Origin of the sequence: Limnohabitans sp. 2KL-3 (assembly GCF_001269405.1) — a bacterium.
Taxonomy (GTDB): Bacteria; Pseudomonadota; Gammaproteobacteria; order Burkholderiales; family Burkholderiaceae_C; genus Limnohabitans_A.
In genome coordinates, this window is record NZ_CXON01000001.1 from 247,621 (window position 1) to 270,659 (window position 23,039).

The window sequence follows — 23,039 nt, forward strand, 5'->3', positions numbered from 1 at the left end:
AGGTGGTATGCACACATCAAAAACAATGCCATGGATTCTGCTGTGGGCCGCGCTGGGCTCCAGCGTCTTGGCAGCACAAGAGCTCAAAGTCAAAATCACGCCCACTTTGAGTGCTGTGGATGTGGTTCATGGGGGGCAAGCCGTGCGGATACAACGCATCCAAGACACGGGCCACAAAATCATTGACGACTTCGCCAAAACCTCTCGCCCCTGTCCGGAGTTCTGTATCCATGCGATGGTCGTCGCGCCTGGCGTGGAAACCTTGGGCGAGTTGGAATTGTTGGACTTCATGAGCCAGCAAGTGCCCAGCGGCAGAGGCTTGGTGATCGACGCTCGCTTGCCTGATTTCCACAAAATCGAAACCATCCCCACCTCCATCAACATTCCCTTCACGGTCATCAAAGCCGACAACCCGCACATTGGCCAGATCCTGAGCGCCTTGGGGGCAGAACAAGGCAGCAACAAACGTTGGAACTACCAAAAAGCCAAGTCCCTGGCCTTGTGGTGTAACGGTCCTTGGTGCGACCAATCTTCGCGTGCCATTCGGTCATTGCTCAGCTTGGGCTATCCGCCCGCCAAGCTCAAGTACTACCGGGGTGGCATGCAAGCCTGGAAGTCCTTGGGCCTGACCACCGTGGTGCCCGCTGCGGTGACCCCCTCCTGAGAAGTCCTCACCTGTCCCTTTTTTTGGAGAACCCTCATGCAAGCCATTCCTGACGTTGTCATCAAAAACGGGCGCATCGTCACCGCCCACGAAGCCGAACATCGCCGCCTTTACAAAGCCGCATGGCTCGTCGCCACCTTGCTCGCCACCGGCATGGGAGGCTATTTGTTCGGCCAATACCAAGCCACGCCACCAGCCACCACACCTTCAGTGGCCACACTGTCCGTGTGGCCAGCCCCTGTCCAACCCACATCGTCTTTGGCCGCAACGGCGCCCACGACCCCATTGCCCCAAGCTGCGGCTTCATCGTTGACGCAAACCCGCCCCTCACCCACAAACAGCACCTCAACCCTGCAAGCCGCCGTTTCGGCCTCTTTGCAAAATGTCTCCCCACCATCGGGCAACGAGAAGCAATTTGTTCAGGCACAACAAGACTACTTGCGACAGTCACAAGAAACGCCGGAACAAGTCAAAGCGCACCTGGACCGTTTGGCTACCCAACCTGACGCCCTGCAAGCGCACAACCGATCAGTGACCAATCGCGTCACCGCCACCGCAAGCCACGCCTCAGCCCAAGATTTAGAAAAAGCGGTGCTTGCCTCGCACAAAGCTTCACAAGCCCTTCCCACCCAAGATGCACTGACCGGTGCACTGAAAAAAGAGGCCACCCTGCACGAGGCCGAAGCACAAACCTACGTTGTGCGTACAGGTGACACCCTTTGGGCGATTGCCAGACGCATGTACGGCGACCCCCACCAATACAAACGACTGTTTGAAGCCAACCCCAGGGTGCTGGCCGCCCCCGAACACATTTTCCCGGGCCAAGTTCTGCGGGTCCCAGCTTGAAGGTTTGATGGGGTCGGATGGCAGGTACTTTGTGCAATGCGCGACAATCTCACCCCATGAATCCCATTGCGACGACCACCTACATCCTGACCCTCTCCTGCCCTGACCGCACCGGCATCGTGCACGCCGTCTCGGGTTTTTTGCTGGAGCGAGGGGGCAACATCGAAGAAGCGGCCCAGTACAACGACCACGACACGGGTCTGTTTTTCATGCGCGTTCAGTTTGCCTGTGACCAGATCGACGGCGACACCCTGAACGCCCAGTGGGCCGCATTTGCCCAGACCTTTGACATGAAGTGGGACCTGCACGCCACAGCGCAGCCCATGCGCACCGTGATCATGGTCAGCAAGGAAGGCCACTGCCTGAATGACCTGCTGTTTCGCTGGAAAAGTGGCTTGCTTCCCCTGGACATCCGCGCCATCGTGAGCAACCACCGCGAGTTCTACCAACTGGCGGCCAGCTACAACGTGCCCTTTCACCACATTCCGGTGACCGCCGCCACCAAGCAACAGGCTGAAGCCAAGCAATTCGAAATCATCCAGGCCGAAGGTGCCGAGCTGGTGGTATTGGCCCGTTACATGCAAATTTTGAGCGACGACCTGTGCCGCAAGCTGGCCGGTCGCGCCATCAACATCCACCACAGCTTTTTGCCCAGCTTCAAGGGGGCCAAGCCTTATTACCAAGCGCACGACCGGGGCGTGAAGCTGATTGGGGCCACCGCCCACTACGTGACGGCCGATCTGGACGAAGGCCCGATCATCGAACAAGACGTGGCCCGTGTGGACCACAGCAAGACGGTGGAAGACCTCACGGCACAAGGCCGCGACACCGAAAGCCAGGTGCTGGCGCGCGCCGTCAAGTGGCACAGCGAGCACCGCGTGCTGATCAACGGCCACAAAACCGTGATCTTCAAATAAAAAAGGCCTGCTGTCATGTCTGCCAACTCACGCATCCCGCCCATTCAGTGCCTTTTGACTTTTGAAGCCCTGGCGCGATTGCGCAGCGTGACGCAGGCGGCCGAAGAGCTGTGCGTCACGCCCAGCGCGGTGAGCCACCGAGTCAAGCAGCTCGAACAAATCATTGGCACCAAACTGTTTGGCCGGGCCGATTTTTCGCTTACCACCGAAGGCAATGAATACCTGGCCCATGTGCGTGAAGGCCTGGTGTCGCTGCAGCGCTTTCCCAGCGCCAGCAACACGCCCGGCCGCCGCAAGCTGCGCCTGGCGGTCACGCCCACTTTTGCCCGCTCGGTGCTCATGCCCAGGCTCAAACATTTTCTGGACGCTTACCCCGAAATTGACATCACCCTGCAGGTCAGCATTCCCCTGCTGGACGTGGTGGCCGAAGACGCCGATTTGACGGTGCGTTTTGGCACCGGACGCTATTCGGACGTGGAGCACATTTGCCTGGCCAAAGACGATGTGACGCCCTTGGCCTCGCCCGCCTGGCTGCGCGAAAACGGACCGTTCAGCAGCGTGGAAGATCTGCAGCGCGTGCCCTTGTTGCGCAGCCCGCTGGAGCCTTGGCGCACCTGGTTCGCCGCGCACGACCTGGACTGGCCTGAGCCCATCGACGGCTCGTCCTTCAATGACATCGGCCTGATGTGCGACGCCGCAGCCCAAGGCCTGGGCGTGGGCCTGATCCGCACCAAGCTGGGCGCTCCTTGGGTGGAAAGCGGCCAACTGGTGCGCCTGTTCGAGCGCAGCGTGCCCAGCCCGCACGCCCACTACCTGTGCTGGCGCACCGGCACCATGGAGCGCTGGGAATGCGCGACTTTTGCCGACTGGTTGAAAAAAGCACTGGCCTGAAGGGCATTTCTCTTGAGAAACGGCACCCTCGCCGCGATCAGGCTTTCGCTGTGCACTGGCATTCACCCCGAGGGCGGGGCTCTCACATTTGAGCCTCGGCGATGACACGACCCATGCCGCATGCGAGCAAATTCACAAGTCCCTCAAAGATTCTTCAGCCCCACGCACCGGGCTTGCGCTTACAGTTGAAGCTTCACCAAAGGTCTTGACTGCCATGAGCGCCCACACCCCTGACGAAACACAGCAACTGACCGCCACCGAACGTGCCGAGCGCCAACGCGCCGTGGTGCAGGCCCTGGGCCGGGTGCTGCCGTCTGACGCCATCCTCTACACCCCTGAAGACACCACGCCCTATGAGTGTGACGGCCTGACCGCCTACCGCGAGCGGCCTTTGGTGGTGGCATTGCCCGAAACCGAAGCGCAAGTGCAAGCCGTGCTGCGGGCCTGCCACGCGCTGCAAGTGCCCGTGGTGGCGCGCGGCGCAGGCACGGGCCTGTCGGGCGGGGCCATGCCGCACCGCATGGGCGTGACCCTGTCGATGGCGCGCTTCAACCAAATCAAGACCGTCGACCCCGTGAGCCGCACAGCGGTGGTGCAGTGCGGCGTGCGCAACCTGGCCATCAGCGAAGCGGCAGCGCCCCATGGCCTGTATTACGCGCCGGACCCGTCCAGCCAAATCGCCTGCACGATCGGCGGCAACGTGGCCGAAAACTCGGGCGGGGTGCACTGCCTCAAATACGGGCTGACGGTGCACAACGTGCTCAAAGTGCGCGGCTTCACCATCGAAGGTGACCCGATTGAATTTGGCAGCGACGCGCTCGACACCTCAGGCTACGACCTGCTGGCCGTGCTGGTGGGCAGCGAAGGCATGCTGGCCGTGACCACCGAAGTCACCGTCAAGCTGGTGCCCAAGCCCCAACTGGCCCGCTGCATCATGGCCAGCTTTGACGATGTTCGCAAAGCGGGCGATGCGGTGGCCGCTGTCATTGCGGCCGGCATCATCCCGGCGGGCTTGGAGATGATGGACGGCCCCATGACCATTGCCGTCGAAGACTTTGTGCACGCAGGCTACGACCTGAGCGCAGCGGCCATTTTGCTGTGCGAGAGCGACGGCACGCCCGAAGAAGTGGAAGAAGAAATCGGCCGCATGAGCGATGTGCTGCGCGGCTGCGGTGCGACCGCCATCACCGTGAGCCGCGACGAAGCCCAGCGTATGAAGTTCTGGAGTGGCCGCAAGAATGCCTTCCCGGCGTCGGGCCGCATCAGCCCTGATTACATGTGCATGGACTCGACCATCCCGCGCAAGCGCCTGGCCGACATTCTGCAAGCCATCTCCGAGATGGAAACCAAATACGCGCTGCGCTGCCTGAACGTGTTCCACGCGGGTGACGGCAACCTGCACCCGCTGATCCTGTTCGACGCGAACGACGCCGACCAGCTGCGCCGCTGCGAACTGTTTGGTGCCGAGATCCTCGAAACCAGCGTGGCCATGGGCGGCACCGTCACGGGCGAGCACGGCGTGGGCATCGAAAAAGTGAACAGCATGTGCGTGCAGTTTTCAGCCGAAGAAAACGAGCAGATGTTCGCGGTCAAACGCGCCTTTGACCCGCAGGGCTTGCTCAACCCCGGCAAAGTGATTCCGACGCTGAACCGCTGCGCCGAATACGGCAAGATGCTGGTGCGGGCGGGGGCCATCAAGCACCCGGATTTGCCGAGGTTTTGAACTGTTGGTTTTTTGTAGGTCGGCGGCTTTGGCCCCGACGTGCGGCCTTGGCAAATCTGGCATCGCCGACGCCACCAAGACGTCGTCGGAGCTGAAGCTCCGACCTACGTGAAACCCGTGGATTTGTAGTCTTCTGTAGGTCGGCGGCTTTAGCCCCGACGTGCGACCTTGGCAAATCTGGCATCGGCAACGCCACCGAAGGCGTCGTCGGAGCTGAAGCTCCGACCTACGGAAAACCGTGGCTTGGTAGTCTTCTGTAGGTCGGCGGCTTTAGCCCCGACATGATGAACCGCTCGCACTTGTCGGGGCTGAAGCCGCCGACCTACAAACGCTTCACTCTCTGACGCCAGGCAACACGCTGGGGCCCGTGCCCCAATCAGCAGGGTAAATGCCGTTCTTCACATACCGATGAAAAGTGCTGTGCGGCCAATCGCACACCTGCGGCACAAGCCCATGCTTGACCGGGTTGAAATGGATGTAGTGCGTGTGCTGCTCCACATCCCGCTCGTCACGCAAGGTGTGTTCCCAAAAGCGGGATTGCCATAAGGCCTGAACGCCATTGCGCCCGCGCAAGCGATGCACAACGCCTTGCTTGATCAGCATCCAGCGGGTCGAAAAATCAGCGTCATCGGCAGGCAAGCGCCAGATGCAATGCAGGTGATCAGGCATCACCACCATCGCCAGGGTCTCAAAGGGCCGGTACTCGCGCACTTTCCTCATCACATCACCCAAGGCGGTCACCGCACACGCCTCTCGCAGCCACGGTGCACGCTGATGGGTCACGACGGTGAAAAAGTAAGTGCCACCTGGAATGTTCGATCGACGGTATTGCATGGCGGGCTCTCCCTTTTTGACTGGATTGAGCCACTCTTTTTATGAGTTATCAAGCATTCATTTTGACAAGGCATTTGCAGGTCGGTGGCTTCAGCCCCGACAAGTGCATGTGGTCCACCATGTCGGGGCTGAAGCCACCGACCTACAAAAATTCATCAACCCCAATTGGTTGCGTGCGCAACCAAATTACCTTAATATATCCCGTCTACAACCCGCTCATTTCATGAACACGCCACTCGACCGCACGCTGACCTACCGCCTGCACCAACTGCACAAGCTGACCGACATGGACAGCCAGTCGGTCTATCCAGAGCGCACGGGCCTGTCGATGAGCGACGGGCGGTGCCTGACAACCATTGGGACTTTTGAACCTTTGTCGGTCAAAGAACTGGCCGACAAAGGCAACCTGAACAAGGGCCAAGCCAGCCGCGCAGCACAAGCGCTGGTCGATCAAGGGCTGGTCCTCAAAGCCGACCACCCGGGTGATGGCCGGGGCGTGGTGTTGACGCTGACACCGACCGGACGCGAGGTGTTCGAGCGTGCCATGGCCATGGTGCACCAACGTAACCAAGACATTTTTGGCTGCCTGACCGACAAAGAACAAGCCACATTGAGCAGCCTGTTTGACCGGCTGATTGCCCATGCCCGGCCGGGCGTTGTCACGGAGGCCCCGCAGGGTGCCCAGTCAACCATCCAGCACCGCTGATCCTCAAACCTCAACACCAGACCATGCACACCCCCAACACCGAAGCCCGTCCTTCGCTCTATTACAACTACCAGGTTTTCAAGCCTTGGCTGCCCTCGGCACACCCCGCACAAGACCGCCAAAAGGTCGTGATCGTCGGCGCAGGCCCCGCCGGCATGGTCACGGCGCTGGAGCTGGCCCGTCACGGCGTGCCCAGCGTGGTGCTGTCAGCCGAGTTGCAGTTCTCGCAGGGCAGCCGGGCAATTTGTTTCACCCGCCGCTCGATGGAAATCCTGCAGCAAGTCGGCGTGGCTGACCGCATGACCGCAGGCGGTCTGCCTTGGCGCTTTGGCAACTCTTACTACCGGGGCCAGCGCGTGTTCCGCATGGAAGCGCCGCACGACCCCGATGACCGGTTTTTCCCGATCATCAACGTGCAGCAGCAGTTCATGGAGGAGTACCTGCACGACGCTTGCAAAGCCAACCCCCTGATCGACTTCCGCTGGGGCAACAAGCTGGAAAAAATTGACCAGAAGGACGGCTATGCCGTGCTCGAAGTGGACACACCCGAAGGCCCTTACGCCTTGGAGAGCGACTGGGTGGTGGCCGCCGATGGTGGCCGCTCAAGCATCCGCAGTGCCATGAACCTGCAAATGGAAGGCGCTTCTTACGAAGGCTTTTTCGTGATCGCCGACATCAAAATCGATCTGCCCTTCCCCACCGAGCGCCTGGCCTTTTTTGACCCCGAGTGGAACCCCGGTAACACCATCTTGATGCACCGCGAACCCAACGGCATGTGGCGCGTGGACTACCAGCTGCCCCCGGGTGAAACGCCCGAAGAGGCGCTTCGCCCCGAATCGCTCAAGGCACGCATTGACGCGCAGCTGGCCATGATCGGCCACGCGGATCTCAAGTGGGAGATGGACTGGTCTTCGGTCTACTCGGCCCGCACACTCACCTTGCCCGACTTTGTGCACGGCAGCGTCATCTTCACCGGCGACGCAGCGCACCTGCTGCCCATTTTTGGGGTGCGCGGGGCGAACACGGCCTTCCAGGACGCCCAGTCGCTGGGCTGGCATCTGGCTTTTGTGGTCAAGGGCTTGGCGGGTAAAAACCTGCTGGCAAACCACAGCGCCGAACGTGTGGGCGCAGCCCGCGAGATCATCACCGAAGCGGGCAAAAGCACCCGATTCATGGCACCACCCAGCCCGGGCTTTCGGTTGCTGCGCGACGCGGTGCTGTCGCTCTCGCTCACCCAAGAGTTTGTGCGACCGCTGTACCACTGGCGCACGTCCAGGCCCCATGAGTACACCCACTCCCTGCTCAACAGCACGGGCGACGACAACGGCTTGTTCAAGAGCGGCCCGGCGCACGGCGCACCGCCGCAAAACGTGCGTCTGGGCGCGAACGACTTTTTGCTCGACCATCTGGGCGGCGGCTTTGACCTGCTGTACTTCACCGACAGCGCATTGCCCGAGGCGCTGCAACAGGTGATCAGCGCAGCGCGCTTGACAGGCATGCCATTGAACGTGACCGCCATCGGTGCGACTCAGCCTGTAGCGGGTGCCGACCAGTACTTGCCCGACGCAGACGGCCACCTGCGCCAGCGCTACGGTGTGCCCGCCAACGGCGGCGCGTATTTGCTGCGCCCCGACCAGCACATCTGTGCACGTTGGCTCACACTGGACGCCACACGCCTGCAAGCCGCGCTGACCAAGGCGCTGTCGCATTTTTGATCAGGCCCGATGATGTTGGCATCGAATCCACCCAGTAGAGTAGGAGCGGTGCCCTCGCCGCGATCGGGCCTTGCAGACCACCCCCCATCGCCCCGAGGGCGGGGCTCCCACATTGGCACAAAGGACAGACCGTGATCCCCCAAAAATGCCTTGACCGTCAAACCTCACAGGACCAGATCCTTGAAGAACAACCATGACCAACACACAACTCACCATCGGCGGGCTTGAAACCGTCTACGACGCACTGGCCACCGCCATTGACCAAGCGGGGGCTGACAAGGCGCAGTTGTTCCTTGTGAAACTCGCGCTGCTCAACGCCAACGCCCTGGGCGACGAAACCCTGTTTCAGCAGCAGATCACCGCCGCCCTGCAAGACCTCTGACCCACCCCCCTTTCTCCAGGAGACTTCCATGCTCGTTCAATCCGTTCACCACGTCGCTTACCGCTGCAAAGACGCCAAAGAAACCGTTCTTTGGTACCAAAAGCACCTCGACATGAAATTCGTGCTGGCCATTGCCGAAAACGAAGTGCCCTCCACCAAAGCGCCCGACCCGTACATGCACATCTTTCTGGATGCGGGCCATGGCAATGTGTTGGCATTTTTTGAACTGCCCAGCCAGCCCGAAATGGGCCGGGACGAAAACACCCCCGCCTGGGTGCAGCACCTGGCGCTGAAAGTGGACTCGATGGCAACGCTGCTGGCGGCCAAAGACAAGCTGGTGGCGGGCGGTGTCGAGGTGCTCGGCCCGGTCGACCACACCATCTTCAAGAGCATCTATTTCTTCGACCCGAGCGGCCACCGCCTGGAGCTGGCCGCCGACTGCGGCACGCCCGAGATGATGCAAAAGCTCGACGAGGTGAAGTGGGACATGCTCGAAGAGTGGAGCCAAACCAAGCGCGCCCCCAAGCACGCCGCCTGGATGCACGACGGCAGCATGGCCTCCTGAAAACCTTCACACGCCCGATACCGATCACGCCTGTACACACACGACTTGCGCCACTCAACAACTGCCATGAACTTCCTGAACGAAACCCACGACCCCAAACACCAGAGCTGGGTGGCCTCGGCCAACCCCGCCGGTACCGACTTCCCCATCCAGAACCTGCCATTTGCGGTGTTCCGCCGCAAAGGTGCTGGCGAAGCCTTTCGGGGCGGCGTGGCCATTGGCGACCAGATCCTGGACCTGGCGGCCGTCTCCCAATCAGGCGTGCTGACAGGCGAAGCTGCTGCTGCAGCGCAAGCGGGCGCACAAGACAAGCTCAATGCGCTGATGGCGCTGGGCACATCGGCCTGGAGCGCCCTGCGCCTGGCCCTGTCACGCGCCCTGCGTGAAGGGTCAGCAGACCAAGCCGCACTGCAAGGGTGCCTCGTGCCGCAAGCCGAAGCCGAATACGACGTGCCCGCCCGCATTGGTGATTACACCGACTTCTACACCTCGGTCTACCACGCGACCAACATCGGCAAGCAATTCCGCCCCGACAACCCGCTGCTGCCCAACTACAAATGGGTGCCGATTGGCTACCACGGCCGCGCGTCCAGCATTGGCGTGTCGGGCCAGCAGTTCCGCCGCCCGGTGGGCCAAACCATGCCGCCCGGCGCCACTGAACCGGCGTTCGGCCCCTGCAAGCGACTGGACATCGAGCTGGAGCTGGGCATCTTCATCGGCAGCGGCAATGCGCTGGGCGATGCAGTGGACATGAACGAAGCCGAAGACCATGTGTTTGGCATCTGCCTGCTCAACGACTGGTCGGCCCGCGACATTCAGGGTTGGGAATACCAGCCGCTCGGCCCTTTCCTGGCCAAGAACTTTGCCTCCACCGTGTCGCCCTGGGTCGTCACACTCGAAGCGCTGGCCCCTTACCGCACAGCCTTCACCCGGCCCGAGGGCGACCCGCAGCCCATGGCTTATCTGGACTCCCCCGCCAACCGCAGCTGCGGCGCTTTCGACATTCAGCTGCAGGTGGGCCTGCAAACGCCCAAGATGCGCGCAGACGGCCAGCTTGAGGCCAGCATCTGCCGCACCAGCTACCGCCACGCTTACTGGACAGTGGCACAAATGGTCACGCACCACACGGTGAACGGCTGCAACCTGCAGCCGGGTGACCTGCTGGGCAGCGGCACGCTCTCTGGCCCCACACTCGACCAGGCGGGCGCGCTGATCGAGCTGACCACGGGCGGCAAGAACCCGATCGCCCTGCCCAATGGCGAGCAGCGCACCTGGCTGGAAGACGGCGACAGCGTGGTGCTGCGCGGCTGGTGCGAAAAAGCGGGTGCTGCGCGCATTGGCTTTGGCGAGTGTGCGGGCACGGTATTGCCTGCACGGGCGTTGAAGGGCTGAACGGCAGCGGCTCATCGCGACGAGGGCGTCGCTCCTACACGGGGCAGGCATCACCCTTTTGTAGGAGACCCGCCCCCGGGGCGATGGGGGGTGGTCTGCCAGGCTCATCGCGACGAGGGCGTCGCGCCCACCAGAAACAGGGATCACCTCTTTGTGGGAGCCCCGCCCCCGGGGCGATGGGTTGTGGTCTGCCAGGCTCATCGCGACGAGGGCGTCGCTCCTACACGGGGCAGGCATCACCTCCCTCGCTCACCAGGTGTCGATGGCCAGTGCGCCATCGAAGGGCCTGACTTGCCCCGCCTCTAGCCCAGCCACCAGCCAATCACGCGTGGTGGCCGGGTCGATGACCGCATCAATTTCTAACGTGGCCGCCATATTGATCGCGCTGCCGTTCTCGTATTGCTGAGCCAGCAGCTGATCAAACAACGCTTCGCGCTCAGGGCCTTCGGGCAGGGCTGCGAGTTCCTTGCGGTAACCCAGCCGCACCGCGCCCTCCAGGCCCATGCCGCCAAACTCACCCGTGGGCCAGGCCACCGTGCTCAGGGTTTCATGAAAGCCTCCGCCGGTCATGGCCATCGCGCCCAGGCCATAACCCTTGCGCAGCACCACACTCAGCAGTGGCACCCGCAGGTGCGCGGCCGCCACAAACATGCGCGAGACATGGCGCACCTGTGCCAGCGCTTCGATGTCAGGCCCGACCATGAAGCCAGGCGTGTCCACCAAGCTCACGATGGGCAAACCGTGTGCATTGCACAGCTGCATGAAACGCGCGGCTTTGTCGGCACCGTCGGCATCGATCGCGCCGCCCAGGTGCAACGGATTGTTGGCCATGAGGCCCACCGGACGCCCCGCGATTCGCGCCAATGCCGTGTGGATGCCTACGCCAAAACCGTTGCGCAAATGCAAAAGGCTGCCCTCGTCGGCAATGCCCTGCATGGCGGCGCGGGTGTCGTACACGCGCACACGGTTTTCGGGGACCACATGGCGCAGCGCCTCGGCAGGCGGCGCTTGCCATTCGGTTTGCGCGCCTTGAAAGCACAACAGGTAATGCCGCGCTGCCGACACCGCTTGCGCTTCGTTGTCCACCAGAATGTCGATCACGCCGTTGCCGTGCTGCACATCGCTGGGGCCAATCTGCTCCGGCTTGAAAACGCCCAGTCCTCCGCCTTCGACCATGGCCGGGCCGCCCATGCCGATGTTGCTGCCTGCCGTCGCAATGATCACGTCGCAGCAACCCAGCAAAGCCGCGTTGCCCGCAAAGCAGCGCCCCGCCACCACGCCCACCACCGGCACTCGGCCATTGAGCCGGGCAAACGAGGCGAAGGTGGCCAGGTTCAAACCCGCGACGATGGCCACATCCACATCACCGGGTCGGCCGCCGCCACCTTCGGCGAACAGCACCACGGGCAACTTGTTTTGCAAGGCCACGCCCAGCATGCGGTCGGTTTTTTGGTGGTTGCGCATGCCTTGCGTGCCGGCCAGCACTGTGAAGTCATAAGCCATGACCACAGCGCGCTGGCCGTGGATGCAACCAATGCCGGTGACCATGCCGTCGGCAGGCGTGTTGCGCATCAGGTCGTCCGCCGTGCGGCGGCGGCTTTGCGCGGCCACGGCCAAAGCGCCGTATTCCACAAATGAGTCAGGGTCACACAGATCGACAATGTTCTCGCGCGCGGTGCGCAAGCCCGTGGCATGGCGCTTGGCCACCGCTTCGGGGCGCTGTGCGTCTTGCGTGAAAGCCAGGCGGTCTTGCAACTTTTTCAGATCGGCCCGTTCGGCAGGTGCCACCGGCGGCTCAACAAGCCGGGACTGATCGGGCGCAGGGTTGGCCACAGGCTCAGACAAGGGTGCCAATGACACCAGCACATCGCCATCCCCCACCGTCTCACCCACCTGGAAATACAGTTCGGTCAAGCATCCAGCATGGGGCGAGCGGATTTCGTGCTCCATCTTCATGGCTTCCAGAATCACCAGCACATCGCCCGTGGCCACGGTATCGCCGGCAGCCACCAGCCACTGCACCACTTGTGCTTGAAGGGGAGATCGAATGTCTTGCATCCAACGATTGTGCGGCGCGCCCCGAAGGGCCACCGGTCAAGTTCGGGACAATGGCGCAACCTGATCAGGCCCCATCACCCAAGGCCCTTGATCTTGGTGCCTCAGTGGCCGCTGCCGACGCTGCGCACCCGCGCTACAGCGCTTTCCAGCGCGGTCCAAGCGGGTTGTTGAGGGGCATAGCGCTGACGCATGTAGCGTGCCAGATCGGCGATTTGCTGGTCGTTGAGCGCATGGCGGAAACCCGGCATGAACCCCACTTGTGGCCCCGGCACTTCCTGCACGCCATCCAGGATCACACGCAGCAAGTTGTCAGGCCGTTCGCTGTGCAGGTTGGTGTTCAGCGCCAAAGGCCGGTTCACGCCCAGCAGCTTGGGGCCATCGCCTTCGTGGTGGCAGGCACTGCAAGCGCCATCAAACAAACGCTGACCGGCGCTGCCCACCAGCCGGGTGCGCTGCTCGGCCGCTTGTTGCACCACCTGCCGGGCCAAGGTGGCACTGTCGGTTTCGGGCGGGTTGAAGCTGGCCAGGTAGATGGCCATGGCACGAATGTCGCTGTCGGGCACCTGGGCCAGTTGCTGCACCACCGGGGCCATGGGGCCTGCAGCCATGCCATGGTGTTCGGTGTGCCCATGGCGCAGGTAGCGGTACAGCTCTTCGGCACTCCAGGGCACGGGCGCACGCGACAAAGCCGTCAGAGCTGGCGCTTCCCATCCGTCCACCATGGCACCGCTCAAAAATGCCTGGCCGCTGCGCTCTGCCCCCAAAGCGTTGCGCGGCGTGTGGCATGCACCGCAGTGGCCCACAGCGTTGACCAGATAAGCACCGCGGTTCCATTCGGCGGGTTGGTCAGGAGTGGGCACCCAGGGCTTTGCATCGTGGAACAGGCCATTCCAAGTCGCCATGAAAGCACGCTGGTTGAAAGGAAAGTCCAGCGATGTGGTGGGCGGAGCCGACGCCACGGCAGGCTGGGCCATCAGGTAGCCGTAAAGCGCCATCAGGTCGTCGTCGCTCATTTTGGCAAACGAGGTAAAAGGGAAAGCCGGGTACAAATGCCGACCGTCACGCGAGATGCCTTCGCGCATGGCGCGTTGAAAGGCGCTGAACGACCATTGCCCGATGCCGTGCTCGGGGTCGGGCGTGAGGTTGGTGGTGAAAACGGTGCCAAACGGGGTGCTCATGGCGCGCCCCCCGGCGTTGGGCACGCCGCCCGGTGCAGTGTGACACACCACGCAGTCTCCGGCTGCGGCCAACTGGCGGCCCCGCTCAATGGTTTCGGCGGTGTACAAAGTGCCGGGGCTGTAGCTGACCGGCGCAATGGCCGCACGCCCGCCCAGCAGCGCAAAAGCGGTGCCCAAGACCCCCAACAAAACCGCACCGGCTCGCGACCAGACCGGCCAGCGCTGGGGCCAGCGCACGCCTTGCGGCATCACCGTGGGCGCGCGCATGGGCTGGGGCGTCGGCGACTCGGGTGGGGGGGCGTCGCCGTGCAAGGCCGCACGCACCCGCTCGGGGGTGAAGGGCGGCTCCCGAAAGCGAACCCCGGTGGCGTCAAAAATCGCATTCGCAATGGCCGCCGTGCCGGGCACAGAAGACGACTCACCCGAACCCAAGGGGGCTTCGTGCTGGCGGGGCATGGTGACGACCTCGACCACCGGCACATTGCGAAAATTCAAAATCGGGTAGCTGCCCCACTCTTGTGTGGCCACGGTGTTTTTGAGCGGCTCGATTTGCACTTGCTCATGCAATGCGCGGCTGGTGGTCTGCAACACGTTGCCGTGGATCTGGTGTTCCACGCCAGCGGGATTGATCATCATGCCCGCGTCATGGCCCACCACCACGCGGCTGACATGCACCTCGCCCGTGCGCCGGTTGACCTCGACATCGGCCACCCAAGCCGCCCAGGCCGCGCCAAATCCCGGCCACTTGCTGTGCACATAGCGCGCATAGGCCACGCCTTGGCCCCGCACCACCTCACCGTTTGTGCCCGCCACCGCTTGCTGCCGGGGCGCTGTGCGCTGCTGCCAGCCTGCGCGCTCGGCGGTGGTCGCCAGCAACTCGGCTGCACGCGGGTCTTTGAGGTACTGCAAACGGAATTCGAGCGGGTCCACCCCGGCGGCGGCGGCCAGCTCGTCGATGTAGCTTTCGTGGGCAAACGAATTGGGCAAGGCCGACACACCACGCAACCAAGAGGCCCGCAAAATCGGAGCCATGTCGTTCACACTCACCCGCAAATTGCTGTAGTCGTAGGGTGGGCGTGCGGTGCGGTCACCCATTTCATAGGCTTGCGCCAGAGGCTCCACCGTGCGGGTGAGCAAAAGCGCCAATGTGGGCGCACCGTTGGAGGGGTAGCTGGTTTCAAAATCATAGGCCGCCACCGAACCATCGGCGTTCAGCCCACCACGCACATCCATCAGCTGGGCTGCGCCCTTGGGTTCCCAGGCATGTTCTTGTTCGCGCGTGAGTTGCACACGCACAGGCGCGCGCGCCGCACGGGACAGCAAGGCGGCATCGGCGGCCACATCGTCGGCGCCGTTGCGGCCATAACAACCGGCCGCCTCCATGCGGACCACATCGATGGCGGTGTCGGTCAAGCCCATGAGCCGGGCCAGGTCAGCGCGCAGCACATGCGGGTTTTGTGTGCCCGCCCAGACGATGAGGCCAGGCTGGTTGGGAGGCGTCGCCTCTGCAGCATCCGGCGCTTGCCCCTGCCACAACGCCACGGCACAAGACGGACCGATCGAGCCGTGCAGCTGGTAGGGCCACACATAGGTGCGCGACAAACGCTGTGAGGCCTGGGCCAACGCCGCGTCCACATCGCCCTCGTCCACCAGTCGGCGCTGGGTGGACGGGTTGTTGCGCAGGGCTTGCTGAACATCGTCCAGCGCAGGCAGTCCGGGCCAGTCTTTCCATTGCACACGCAACTCGCGCATGGCTTGCTCGGCCTGCTCTTCGCGCTCGGCGACCACCCCCACAAAATCACGGATCACCACCACCGCACGCACACCCGGAATGTGCGCGATGGAAGACTCGTCCACAGACGCCAGCGTATTGCCGATGAAGTCCCCATGGTCAGCCCCGGCATACGGGGGCCTCACCACGCGCCCGTGCAGCATGCCGGGCACACGCATGTCGTGCACAAACACCTGCTCACCGCTGACCTTGGCGGGAATGTCCACCCGGTGCACGCTCTGACCAATGAGGCGGTGCTCACTGGCGGGCTTCAAAGGCGTCGCCAGCTCCAGGGTGAGGGCGACGTGTTGCGCCTGCAGCAGCTGGCCATAGGCGCACTGCCGCGATGGGTCCGAGCGCGAAGACACCACACCGCCTTGCACTTGCAGGTCATCGGCCGGAACACCCATTTTGACTGCGGCCTGAGCCAGCAACCAGGCGCGGGCCTGCGCCGCAGCGGCTCGCAAAGGCACGGCATGGATTTGCAGCGTGGCACTGGCAATGGTGGCCCCCTGGTTGGGGGCCAGCGTGGTGCTGCCCAGCACCGTGTGCACCTCGGACAGCGCCACATCCAGTTCATCGGCCACAAGCTGCGACAGCGCGGTGCGAATGCCCGTGCCCAAGTCCACATGGCCGTTGAGCGCAGTCACACTGCCGTCGTCCCACACGGCCAACAATATTTCCACTCCCTCGGCCGGGTTGCCCGGCACCGCCATGGGCTGCCCTTTGACGGGTGGCGGCGGGGGTGGCGGCTCACGCGTGATGAGCAACACGCCCTGTGCCGCATGAAAATCAGCGCGCCGCTTTGGCAATTCGGCTCGGCGTGTCATGTCGGTTGGCCCATGCGTTCGGCAGCCAACAGCACCGCCTGGATGATTTCAAGGTGCGTGCCGCAACGGCACAAATTACCGGACAACTCTCTGCGCACATCGGCCTCACTCGGGTTTGGATTGCGGGCCAACAAGGCGGCTGCCATCATGACCATACCATTGAGGCAATAACCGCACTGGGCAGCCTGGGCGTCGACAAAGGCTTGCTGAACCGGGTGCAATTCGCCCTCTCCAGCGTGCAGCGCGGGCAAGCCCTCCAAGGTGGTGATGCTGCGCCCAGCCACCCCATGCGCAGGGATCACGCAGGCTCTTGCGGCCACCCCGTCCACCCACACGGTGCAGGCACCACACTCGCCCAGGCCACAGCCGTATTTGGGACCGTTCAGCTGCAGGTCATTGCGCAGCAATTGCAGCAAGGTGGCGCGGCGCGTGGTCTCGGTCAAGGCATGCCGGACCTGATTGACTTGAACAAAGGCTTCGGTCATGGCAAGGGCATGCTGGGTTGAAGCAGTTCAAACGCTCAGATACGAGCGCCTGACCTCTTCGTTGGCGGCCAATTCCTGCATGCTCGCCTGGTAGCGGATCTGGCCTTTTTCAAGCACATAGGCCCGGTCAGACACCAGCTCGGCAAAGTGCATGTTTTGCTCGGACAGCAAGATGCTCACACCCTGGGCCTTGAGCGCCAGAATCATCTGCACCATCTGCTCCACGATGACCGGCGCCACGCCTTCTGAAGGCTCGTCGAGCAACACCAAAAACGGATTGCCCATGAGGGTGCGGGCCACGGTGAGCATTTGTTGCTCGCCGCCGCTCATGCTGCCACCGTGGCGCTGCGGCATTTCGCCCAGGTTGGGAAACAGCTCAAACAGGCGCTCGGGCGTCCAGTGCGGAGCAACCTTGCCATCGGGCCACTGGCGCACGCGCTGACGGCCGACTTCCAGATTTTCCATGACGGTGAGATCGGTGAACACCCGGCGGTCTTCCGGCACAAAACCCAGACCCAGCCGCGCGGCATGGTGTGGTTCGCTGTGCGACAGGTCATGCCCCATGAATGTGATTTGTCCGCGTCTGCGCCCGAGCATGCCGATCAAGGCCTTGAGGGTGGTGGACTTGCCCGCGCCGTTGCGCCCCATGAGGGCCACCACCTCGCCACGGCGCACCTGCAGGTCCACGTCGTACAGGATTTGCGCTGCGCCATACCAGGCGGCCAGGCCTTTGGCGTCGAGCAGAATGTCTGATGTGCTCATGCCTTGCTCTTTTCAAATGTCTTGCCGGTGCCGAAATAGACTTCCTGCACCTTGGGGTGGTCCCGAATTTCCAGGGGTTTGCCTTGCGCAATCAAGCGGCCCCGGGCCAGCACAATCATGCGGTCGGCATAGGCAAACACCACGTCCATGCTGTGCTCGGTGAACAACACCGCCATGCCGCGCTGGATGACCAGGTCTTTGGTCAGGGCCATGAGTTCATTGCGCTCTTTGGGCGCCATGCCTGCGGTGGGCTCGTCCATCAACAAGAGCTTGGGGCTGTTGGCCATGGCCACCGCCAACTCCACCCGTTTGACATCGCCATAGGCCAGCACATTGCAAGGCCGGTCGGCCTGCGCCTTCATGCCCACCTGGTCGAGCAGAGCCAGCGCGTCATCACGGCGGTGGCCTGCGGCACGGCGCCACATGGACAACAACAGGTCATCGTGCGAGAGCAAAGCCATTTGCACGTTTTCCACCACCGTGAGCGAGGCGAAGGTTTCTGCAATCTGGAAGGTCCGCCCCACACCCTGTCGCCAGATGTCGCGGGGTTTTCGGCCCACCAGTTCTTGGCCCTGGAGCTGGATGGAGCCCTGGTCGGCTTTCAGCTGACCGTTGACCATGTTGAAGGTGGTGGTCTTGCCAGCCCCATTGGGGCCGATCAGGGCCAGCAGTTCGCCCGGGGACAGATCAAAGCTGATACCGTCGACGGCCTTGATGCCGCCAAAGGACTTGCCCAGGTTGTTCACTTGCAAAAGTGGTGCGCTCATGATGCGTTCCTCCCTGCAGTCGAAGATGCGGCCGAAGATCTGGACCGCAGTCGCTCCCACAGCCCTTGCACCGATCCGGCAATGCCTTGGGGGAACAAGAGCACCAAAATCAGGATGATGGCACCCAGCATGGCACGCCAATAATCGGTGTTGCGCGCCACCACGTCATGCAGCCAAGTGAAGCTGAAAGCGCCCACCACAGGCCCTGCCAGAGTTTGGATGCCCCCGAGCAAAACCATCACCAGACCATCCACCGACTTGGCCACACTCAAGGATTCGGGCGAGATGCTGCCTTTGGAGAAGGCATACAGCGCCCCCGCCAGACCGGCCACACCGCCCGCCATAATGAAGGCCAGCCATTGCATGCGCTTGACATCGATGCCAATCGCATCGGCCCGCAGCACCGAGTCACGCCCAGCACGCAAGGCATAGCCAAAAGGTGAGAACAAGACACGGCGCAGCCACAACACACCCGCCGCCACCAGACCCAGGGTGAGCCAGTAATACATGCGCTTGTCGCTGAACAACTCGGAAGGCCACACGCCCGTCAAGCCATTGCTGCCACCGGTGAAACTGTCCCACTGGTAGGTGATGGCCCAAGTGATCTGCGCAAAAGCCAGCGTGAGCATGGCCAGGTAAACGCCCGACAAGCGCACGGCAAACCAGCCAAAAATCAAAGCACCCAAGGCCGCCACCAGCGGCGCGACCAGCAGCGCCATCTCCATGGACAAGCCTAAAGCGCGCACCAACAGCGCCGCGCCGTAAGCCCCCAAACCAAAGTAAGCCGCATGCCCGAAAGAATGCATACCCGCAGGCCCCATGATGAAGTGCAAGCTGGCCGCAAACAACGCAGCAATCAGCAAGTCAATCAAAAGCACCGTGGTGTAAGGCGAGCTGGCCGTGAGCAGGGGCATGGCCACCATCACCAGACCAAAAACCGATGCGGCCACCAAGTAGGCCTTGCTGGCGGGGCGCAAAGGCTCCTCGCGCATGCCCACATAGCGGCTGGGTGCTTGGGCTTTGCCCAGCAGCCCCCAGGGCCGCCACACCAGCACCACCGCCATCACCAAAAAGTCCACCACCAGGGTGAGCTTGGAAAAAGACACCGACACACCGAACACATCCACCACACCGAGCCAGATGCACACGGCCTTGACCTCGGCAATCAGCAAGGCCGCCAGATACGCCCCGGGGATCGAGCCCATGCCCCCCACCACCACCACGACAAAGGCCGCACCGATGATGTGCAGGTCCATCTCGAGGTTGGCGGGCTCGCGGGGCAACTGCAAGGCACCGCCTAAGCCAGCCAGCAAAGCACCCAACGCAAACACGGTGGTGAACAACCAGGCCTGGTTCACGCCCAAGGCACTGACCATTTCGCGGTCTTGCGTGGCCGCACGCACCAGCGTGCCAAAACGTGTGCGGGTGAGCAGCAGCCACAGCAGCGCCAGCACCACCGGCCCCGCCACGATCAAAAACAGGTCATACATGGGAAACTGCCGACCCAATATAGAGACCGAACCGGCCAGGCCCGGCGCGCGTGGCCCCAACAGTTCTTCAGGGCCCCACAGCCACAGCACCGCGTCTTTGAGCACCAGCACCAAGGCAAATGTGGCCAGCAACTGGAACAACTCGGGGGCCTTGTAAATGCGGCGCAACAGCAGCATCTCGATGACCGCCCCCAGTACACCCACAGCCAGGGCAGCCACGGCCAGCGAAGGCCAAAACCCGATGCTGCTGGAGAAGCGCTCCACCACGCTGTAGGCGATGTAGATGCCCGCCATGAAAAACGAGCCGTGCGCAAAATTCACAATGCGTGTCACGCCAAAAATCAGTGACAAACCCGCCGCCACAAAAAACAGCGAGGACGCCGCAGCCAAACCATTGAGGAGTTGAACGAGAAATCCGGAAAAGCTCATGAGGGGATCATTTCAAGAAAGGCCCGGTCGTGGCACCCCCTGGGGTACGGCCCCAGGGGGTGTCCATCACTCAAGCGTGAATCCAATCGGTCAATCCGCGTTGCGCGACTTCTTGACTTCGGCGGCTGGAGGTTGGTACTGCGCACCATCCAGATAACGCGAATCAACCATCACGCCTTTGCCACCTTCGTTCTTGGTGCGGCCCACAAAAGCACCCATGGTCGACTGGTGGTCTTCAGCGCGGTAGGTGATCTTGCCAAACGGTGTGTCCACCTGCAGGCCACGGAAGGCCACACGCAGTTTTTCAGAATCGGCGCTCTGGGCCTTGGCCACACCGGCAGCCACCGACTTGATCATGGCGTAACCCACCACGGAGCCCAAGCGAGGGTAATCCTTGAACTTGGCTTGATAAGCCTGCAAGAAAGCGTTGTGCTCTCGGGTGTTGTGATTGTTCCAGGGGTAACCCGTCACGATCCAGCCGTTCGGGGTTTCGTCCTTGAGTGGGTCCAGGTACTCGGGTTCGCCGGTCAGCATGCTGACGACTTCACGCCCCTGGAACAAGCCTCGGGTATTGCCTTCACGCACAAACTTGGACAGGTCGGCACCAAACAACACGTTGTAGATCGCATCGGGCTTGGCATCAGCCAGGGCCTGCACCACGCTGCCCGCGTCGAGCCTGCCCAGCGGTGGGGCCTGCTCGGCCACAAACTCAACGTCAGGCTGGGCGGCTTTGAGCAAGGTCTTGAATGCGGCAGCAGCTGACTGGCCATATTCATAGTTGGGGTAAACCACAGCCCAGCGTTTTTTCTTGAGCTTGACCGCCTCAGGCACCAACATGGCCGCCTGCATGTAGGTGCCGGGGCGCAAACGGAAAGTGTAGGCGTTGCCGCCTTGCCAGGTCAGCTTGTCGGTCAGCGGTTCCCCGGCCAGGAAGAAAGCTTTTTTCTGCTTGGCAAAATCGGCCACGGCCAAACCGGTGTTGGACAGGAATGTGCCTGTCAGCACATCGATCTTTTCACGCGAGATCAGCTCTTCGGCCACGCGCACAGCATCACCCGGGTTGGCGTTGTCGTCGCGCGTGATCAGCTCGAACTTCTTGCCCATCACGCCACCCGCTGCATTGATCTCTTCAATGGCCAGCTCCATGCCCTTCTTGTAGGGCTCCAGGAAAGCGGGCTGGGCTTTGTAGCTGTTGAGTTCTCCGATTTTGAAGGTGTTTTGGGCCTGCGCGGGCACGGCGACCCAGGCAAGTGCCGCCAGCGCAATCGCGCGGCGGAGAGGGTTGGCTGCTTTCATGAAGGATCTCCTTGGGTAGGGTGAAAAAAACGATCTCTGAATAAGGGGGTCTGCACGTCAGCGCAAACCGTCCTGACCTTGAATCTCATGCACTTGCAAACCGCCGATGCGCGGCAGTGGACGACCGCTGTCCGTGACCACCACAGCGACCACAATTTCTTGGGCGCGCGGCGCATCGCTCACACGCGCTTCCATGGCATCAAAATGACTGCGCACAAAAGCCGCATCCTTGTGGCCCAAGGGCACATCAATGGTGGTGCCCATGCCGCCACGTTTTTTGGCCGAAGGCACCAGTGCCGCGCCTTTTTCAACCGCTGCGCGCAAGGGCGCACCCAGCTTGGGGTGCAAGATGGCGGCGGCGTGTTCCAGCTCACCGGCTTCACCCACGATGGCGGCCTTGCCATAACTTTGCGCCTGGCCAGGCTCGATCCCCAAAGCCTGCACGCATTTTTGCCCCAGCAGGGCGCCCAGCTCTTCGCCTATGGCGATCAACTCGTCCAGGTTTTCGCTGTAACGCCCGGCATAGGGGTTGGCAATCACGGCCATGGCCAAAGCGCGACGCGTGGGGGGGTTGACGGCACGGCCCATTTCAAGCCGTGTCTCGTCCACTTGAACAATGATTTTTCGGATTTGTGCGGGCATCGAAGACGTCTCCTTGAGGGTGTGTGGGGTGGTCGTGCGGAATCAGCGCAGGCCGTTCCACTGGTTGATGTCTTTGGCACGCAAGCCACCCACGCGATCATGGATGCGGTAGCCGGTGGTCATGGCCAGAATGAAGACGATTTCATCAGGCAAAGGGGCACCAGGCACACGCACCTCGATGGCGTCAAACTGGCCGCGCACATAAGAAGCATTGATGTTGGTCAGCGGCACGTCGAGCGTGGCACCAGGCGGGCCGACTTTTTTGGTCGAAGGCACGATGGCCAAGGCATTGCCGGGCTGGCCGGTGGGCTTCTCGTCGACCTTGCCTGACTTGTACGCGGCGCGGTCACCCTTCCAGCCCAGCAATTCGCGCATGGCGTAGCCACCCGGCACATGCCACAGCGCGCCATGTTCGAGCTCACCCAGCTCACCCACAATCGCCCCCTTGCCATACGTGGCAATGCGTTCGGCTGGCACATCCATGGCCACCAGCAGCTGGCGCGCCATGTCAATGCCCACATCCTGCAAGGCATCCATCATCGGCAAGATGTTGGGCTCGTAACGGCCCGCGTAGGGGTTGGTCATCACCGCACCGATGGCGCCGCGCAGCAGGGGCTGGTCCGGTGCAGGACCGAATTCATGGAAAATTTCTTCCACTTGGGTGAACACACGTCGTATTTCAATCATTTCGTCACC

The 23,039-nt window shown here is 62.4% G+C and carries 20 protein-coding genes; 10 read left to right on the plus strand and 10 right to left on the minus strand.

The genetic code is table 11. The features are described 5' to 3' along the window. Nucleotides 1-25 precede the first annotated feature (25 nt). The 5 genes from AMM41_RS01130 (at nucleotide 26) to AMM41_RS01150 (ending at nucleotide 5,041) form a co-directional block, all read left to right on the plus strand. Complete coding sequence (locus AMM41_RS01130) at nucleotides 26-664, plus strand: rhodanese-like domain-containing protein (protein ID WP_089952579.1); 639 nt, start codon at nucleotides 26-28, stop codon at nucleotides 662-664. Nucleotides 665-700: 36 nt separating this feature from the next. Further along, nucleotides 701-1,510: a LysM peptidoglycan-binding domain-containing protein gene (locus tag AMM41_RS01135; protein WP_089952126.1), complete on the plus strand. Its 810-nt coding sequence runs from the start codon at nucleotides 701-703 to the stop codon at nucleotides 1,508-1,510. A 56-nt stretch (nucleotides 1,511-1,566) separates the two neighbouring features. Next, complete coding sequence (purU, locus tag AMM41_RS01140; protein ID WP_089952129.1) at nucleotides 1,567-2,427, plus strand: formyltetrahydrofolate deformylase; 861 nt, start codon at nucleotides 1,567-1,569, stop codon at nucleotides 2,425-2,427. A gap of 15 nt (nucleotides 2,428-2,442) precedes the next feature. Then, on the plus strand, nucleotides 2,443-3,318 hold the full coding sequence (locus AMM41_RS01145) for a LysR substrate-binding domain-containing protein (protein ID WP_089952130.1): 876 nt from the start codon (nucleotides 2,443-2,445) through the stop codon (nucleotides 3,316-3,318). A 214-nt stretch (nucleotides 3,319-3,532) separates the two neighbouring features. Further along, nucleotides 3,533-5,041, plus strand: a complete 1,509-nt coding sequence (locus AMM41_RS01150) for an FAD-linked oxidase C-terminal domain-containing protein (RefSeq protein ID WP_089952132.1) — start codon at nucleotides 3,533-3,535, stop codon at nucleotides 5,039-5,041. 333 nt (nucleotides 5,042-5,374) lie between these two features. On the opposite strand, the gene AMM41_RS01155 is transcribed toward AMM41_RS01150, so the two are convergent. Continuing rightward, nucleotides 5,375-5,875, minus strand: a complete 501-nt coding sequence (locus AMM41_RS01155; RefSeq protein ID WP_089952134.1) for an REP-associated tyrosine transposase — start codon at nucleotides 5,873-5,875, stop codon at nucleotides 5,375-5,377. A 223-nt stretch (nucleotides 5,876-6,098) separates the two neighbouring features. Here AMM41_RS01155 and AMM41_RS01160 point away from each other — a divergent pair, with 223 nt between their 5' ends. The 5 genes from AMM41_RS01160 (at nucleotide 6,099) to fahA (ending at nucleotide 10,635) form a co-directional block, all read left to right on the plus strand. Further along, nucleotides 6,099-6,581, plus strand: a complete 483-nt coding sequence (locus tag AMM41_RS01160; RefSeq protein WP_089952138.1) for a MarR family winged helix-turn-helix transcriptional regulator — start codon at nucleotides 6,099-6,101, stop codon at nucleotides 6,579-6,581. Nucleotides 6,582-6,604: 23 nt separating this feature from the next. Further along, on the plus strand, nucleotides 6,605-8,296 hold the full coding sequence (locus tag AMM41_RS01165) for an FAD-dependent monooxygenase (RefSeq protein WP_089952140.1): 1,692 nt from the start codon (nucleotides 6,605-6,607) through the stop codon (nucleotides 8,294-8,296). Nucleotides 8,297-8,489: 193 nt separating this feature from the next. Beyond that, nucleotides 8,490-8,678, plus strand: coding sequence for a DUF2783 domain-containing protein (locus AMM41_RS01170; protein ID WP_089952142.1), 189 nt, complete (start codon nucleotides 8,490-8,492; stop codon nucleotides 8,676-8,678). Nucleotides 8,679-8,706: 28 nt separating this feature from the next. Further along, the gene (locus tag AMM41_RS01175) at nucleotides 8,707-9,243 is read left to right on the plus strand and encodes a VOC family protein (protein WP_089952144.1); all 537 of its coding nucleotides are present in this window, start codon (nucleotides 8,707-8,709) and stop codon (nucleotides 9,241-9,243) included. A gap of 66 nt (nucleotides 9,244-9,309) precedes the next feature. Continuing rightward, nucleotides 9,310-10,635, plus strand: coding sequence for a fumarylacetoacetase (fahA, locus tag AMM41_RS01180; RefSeq protein ID WP_089952146.1), 1,326 nt, complete (start codon nucleotides 9,310-9,312; stop codon nucleotides 10,633-10,635). 249 nt (nucleotides 10,636-10,884) lie between these two features. On the opposite strand, the gene AMM41_RS01185 is transcribed toward fahA, so the two are convergent. From AMM41_RS01185 to AMM41_RS01225, 9 genes are all read right to left on the minus strand, one after another. Then, the gene (locus AMM41_RS01185) at nucleotides 10,885-12,684 is read right to left on the minus strand and encodes a carboxyl transferase domain-containing protein (protein WP_368664956.1); all 1,800 of its coding nucleotides are present in this window, start codon (nucleotides 12,682-12,684) and stop codon (nucleotides 10,885-10,887) included. A 110-nt stretch (nucleotides 12,685-12,794) separates the two neighbouring features. Further along, entirely contained in the window at nucleotides 12,795-16,472 is a 3,678-nt protein-coding gene (locus tag AMM41_RS01190) for a molybdopterin cofactor-binding domain-containing protein (protein ID WP_089952150.1), read from the minus strand. Further along, on the minus strand, nucleotides 16,469-16,957 hold the full coding sequence (locus AMM41_RS01195; protein WP_089952152.1) for a (2Fe-2S)-binding protein: 489 nt from the start codon (nucleotides 16,955-16,957) through the stop codon (nucleotides 16,469-16,471). Before AMM41_RS01195 ends, AMM41_RS01190 begins: the two co-directional genes overlap by 4 nt. A 27-nt stretch (nucleotides 16,958-16,984) precedes the next feature. Continuing rightward, entirely contained in the window at nucleotides 16,985-17,719 is a 735-nt protein-coding gene (locus AMM41_RS01200) for an ABC transporter ATP-binding protein (RefSeq protein ID WP_089952154.1), read from the minus strand. Beyond that, nucleotides 17,716-18,486 carry an ABC transporter ATP-binding protein gene (locus AMM41_RS01205; protein WP_089952156.1) on the minus strand — a complete coding sequence of 257 codons (771 nt, stop codon included), beginning with the start codon at nucleotides 18,484-18,486 and terminating at the stop codon, nucleotides 17,716-17,718. Before AMM41_RS01205 ends, AMM41_RS01200 begins: the two co-directional genes overlap by 4 nt. Beyond that, on the minus strand, nucleotides 18,483-20,405 hold the full coding sequence (locus AMM41_RS01210; RefSeq protein ID WP_089952158.1) for an ABC transporter permease: 1,923 nt from the start codon (nucleotides 20,403-20,405) through the stop codon (nucleotides 18,483-18,485). The genes AMM41_RS01205 and AMM41_RS01210 overlap by 4 nt, the downstream gene beginning before the upstream one ends. Before the next feature lie 90 nt (nucleotides 20,406-20,495). Continuing rightward, complete coding sequence (locus tag AMM41_RS01215; protein WP_089952160.1) at nucleotides 20,496-21,701, minus strand: ABC transporter substrate-binding protein; 1,206 nt, start codon at nucleotides 21,699-21,701, stop codon at nucleotides 20,496-20,498. Nucleotides 21,702-21,758: 57 nt separating this feature from the next. After that, on the minus strand, nucleotides 21,759-22,343 hold the full coding sequence (locus AMM41_RS01220) for an amino acid synthesis family protein (RefSeq protein ID WP_089952162.1): 585 nt from the start codon (nucleotides 22,341-22,343) through the stop codon (nucleotides 21,759-21,761). Nucleotides 22,344-22,385: 42 nt separating this feature from the next. Then, entirely contained in the window at nucleotides 22,386-23,030 is a 645-nt protein-coding gene (locus AMM41_RS01225) for an amino acid synthesis family protein (protein WP_089952164.1), read from the minus strand. Nucleotides 23,031-23,039 lie beyond the last annotated feature (9 nt).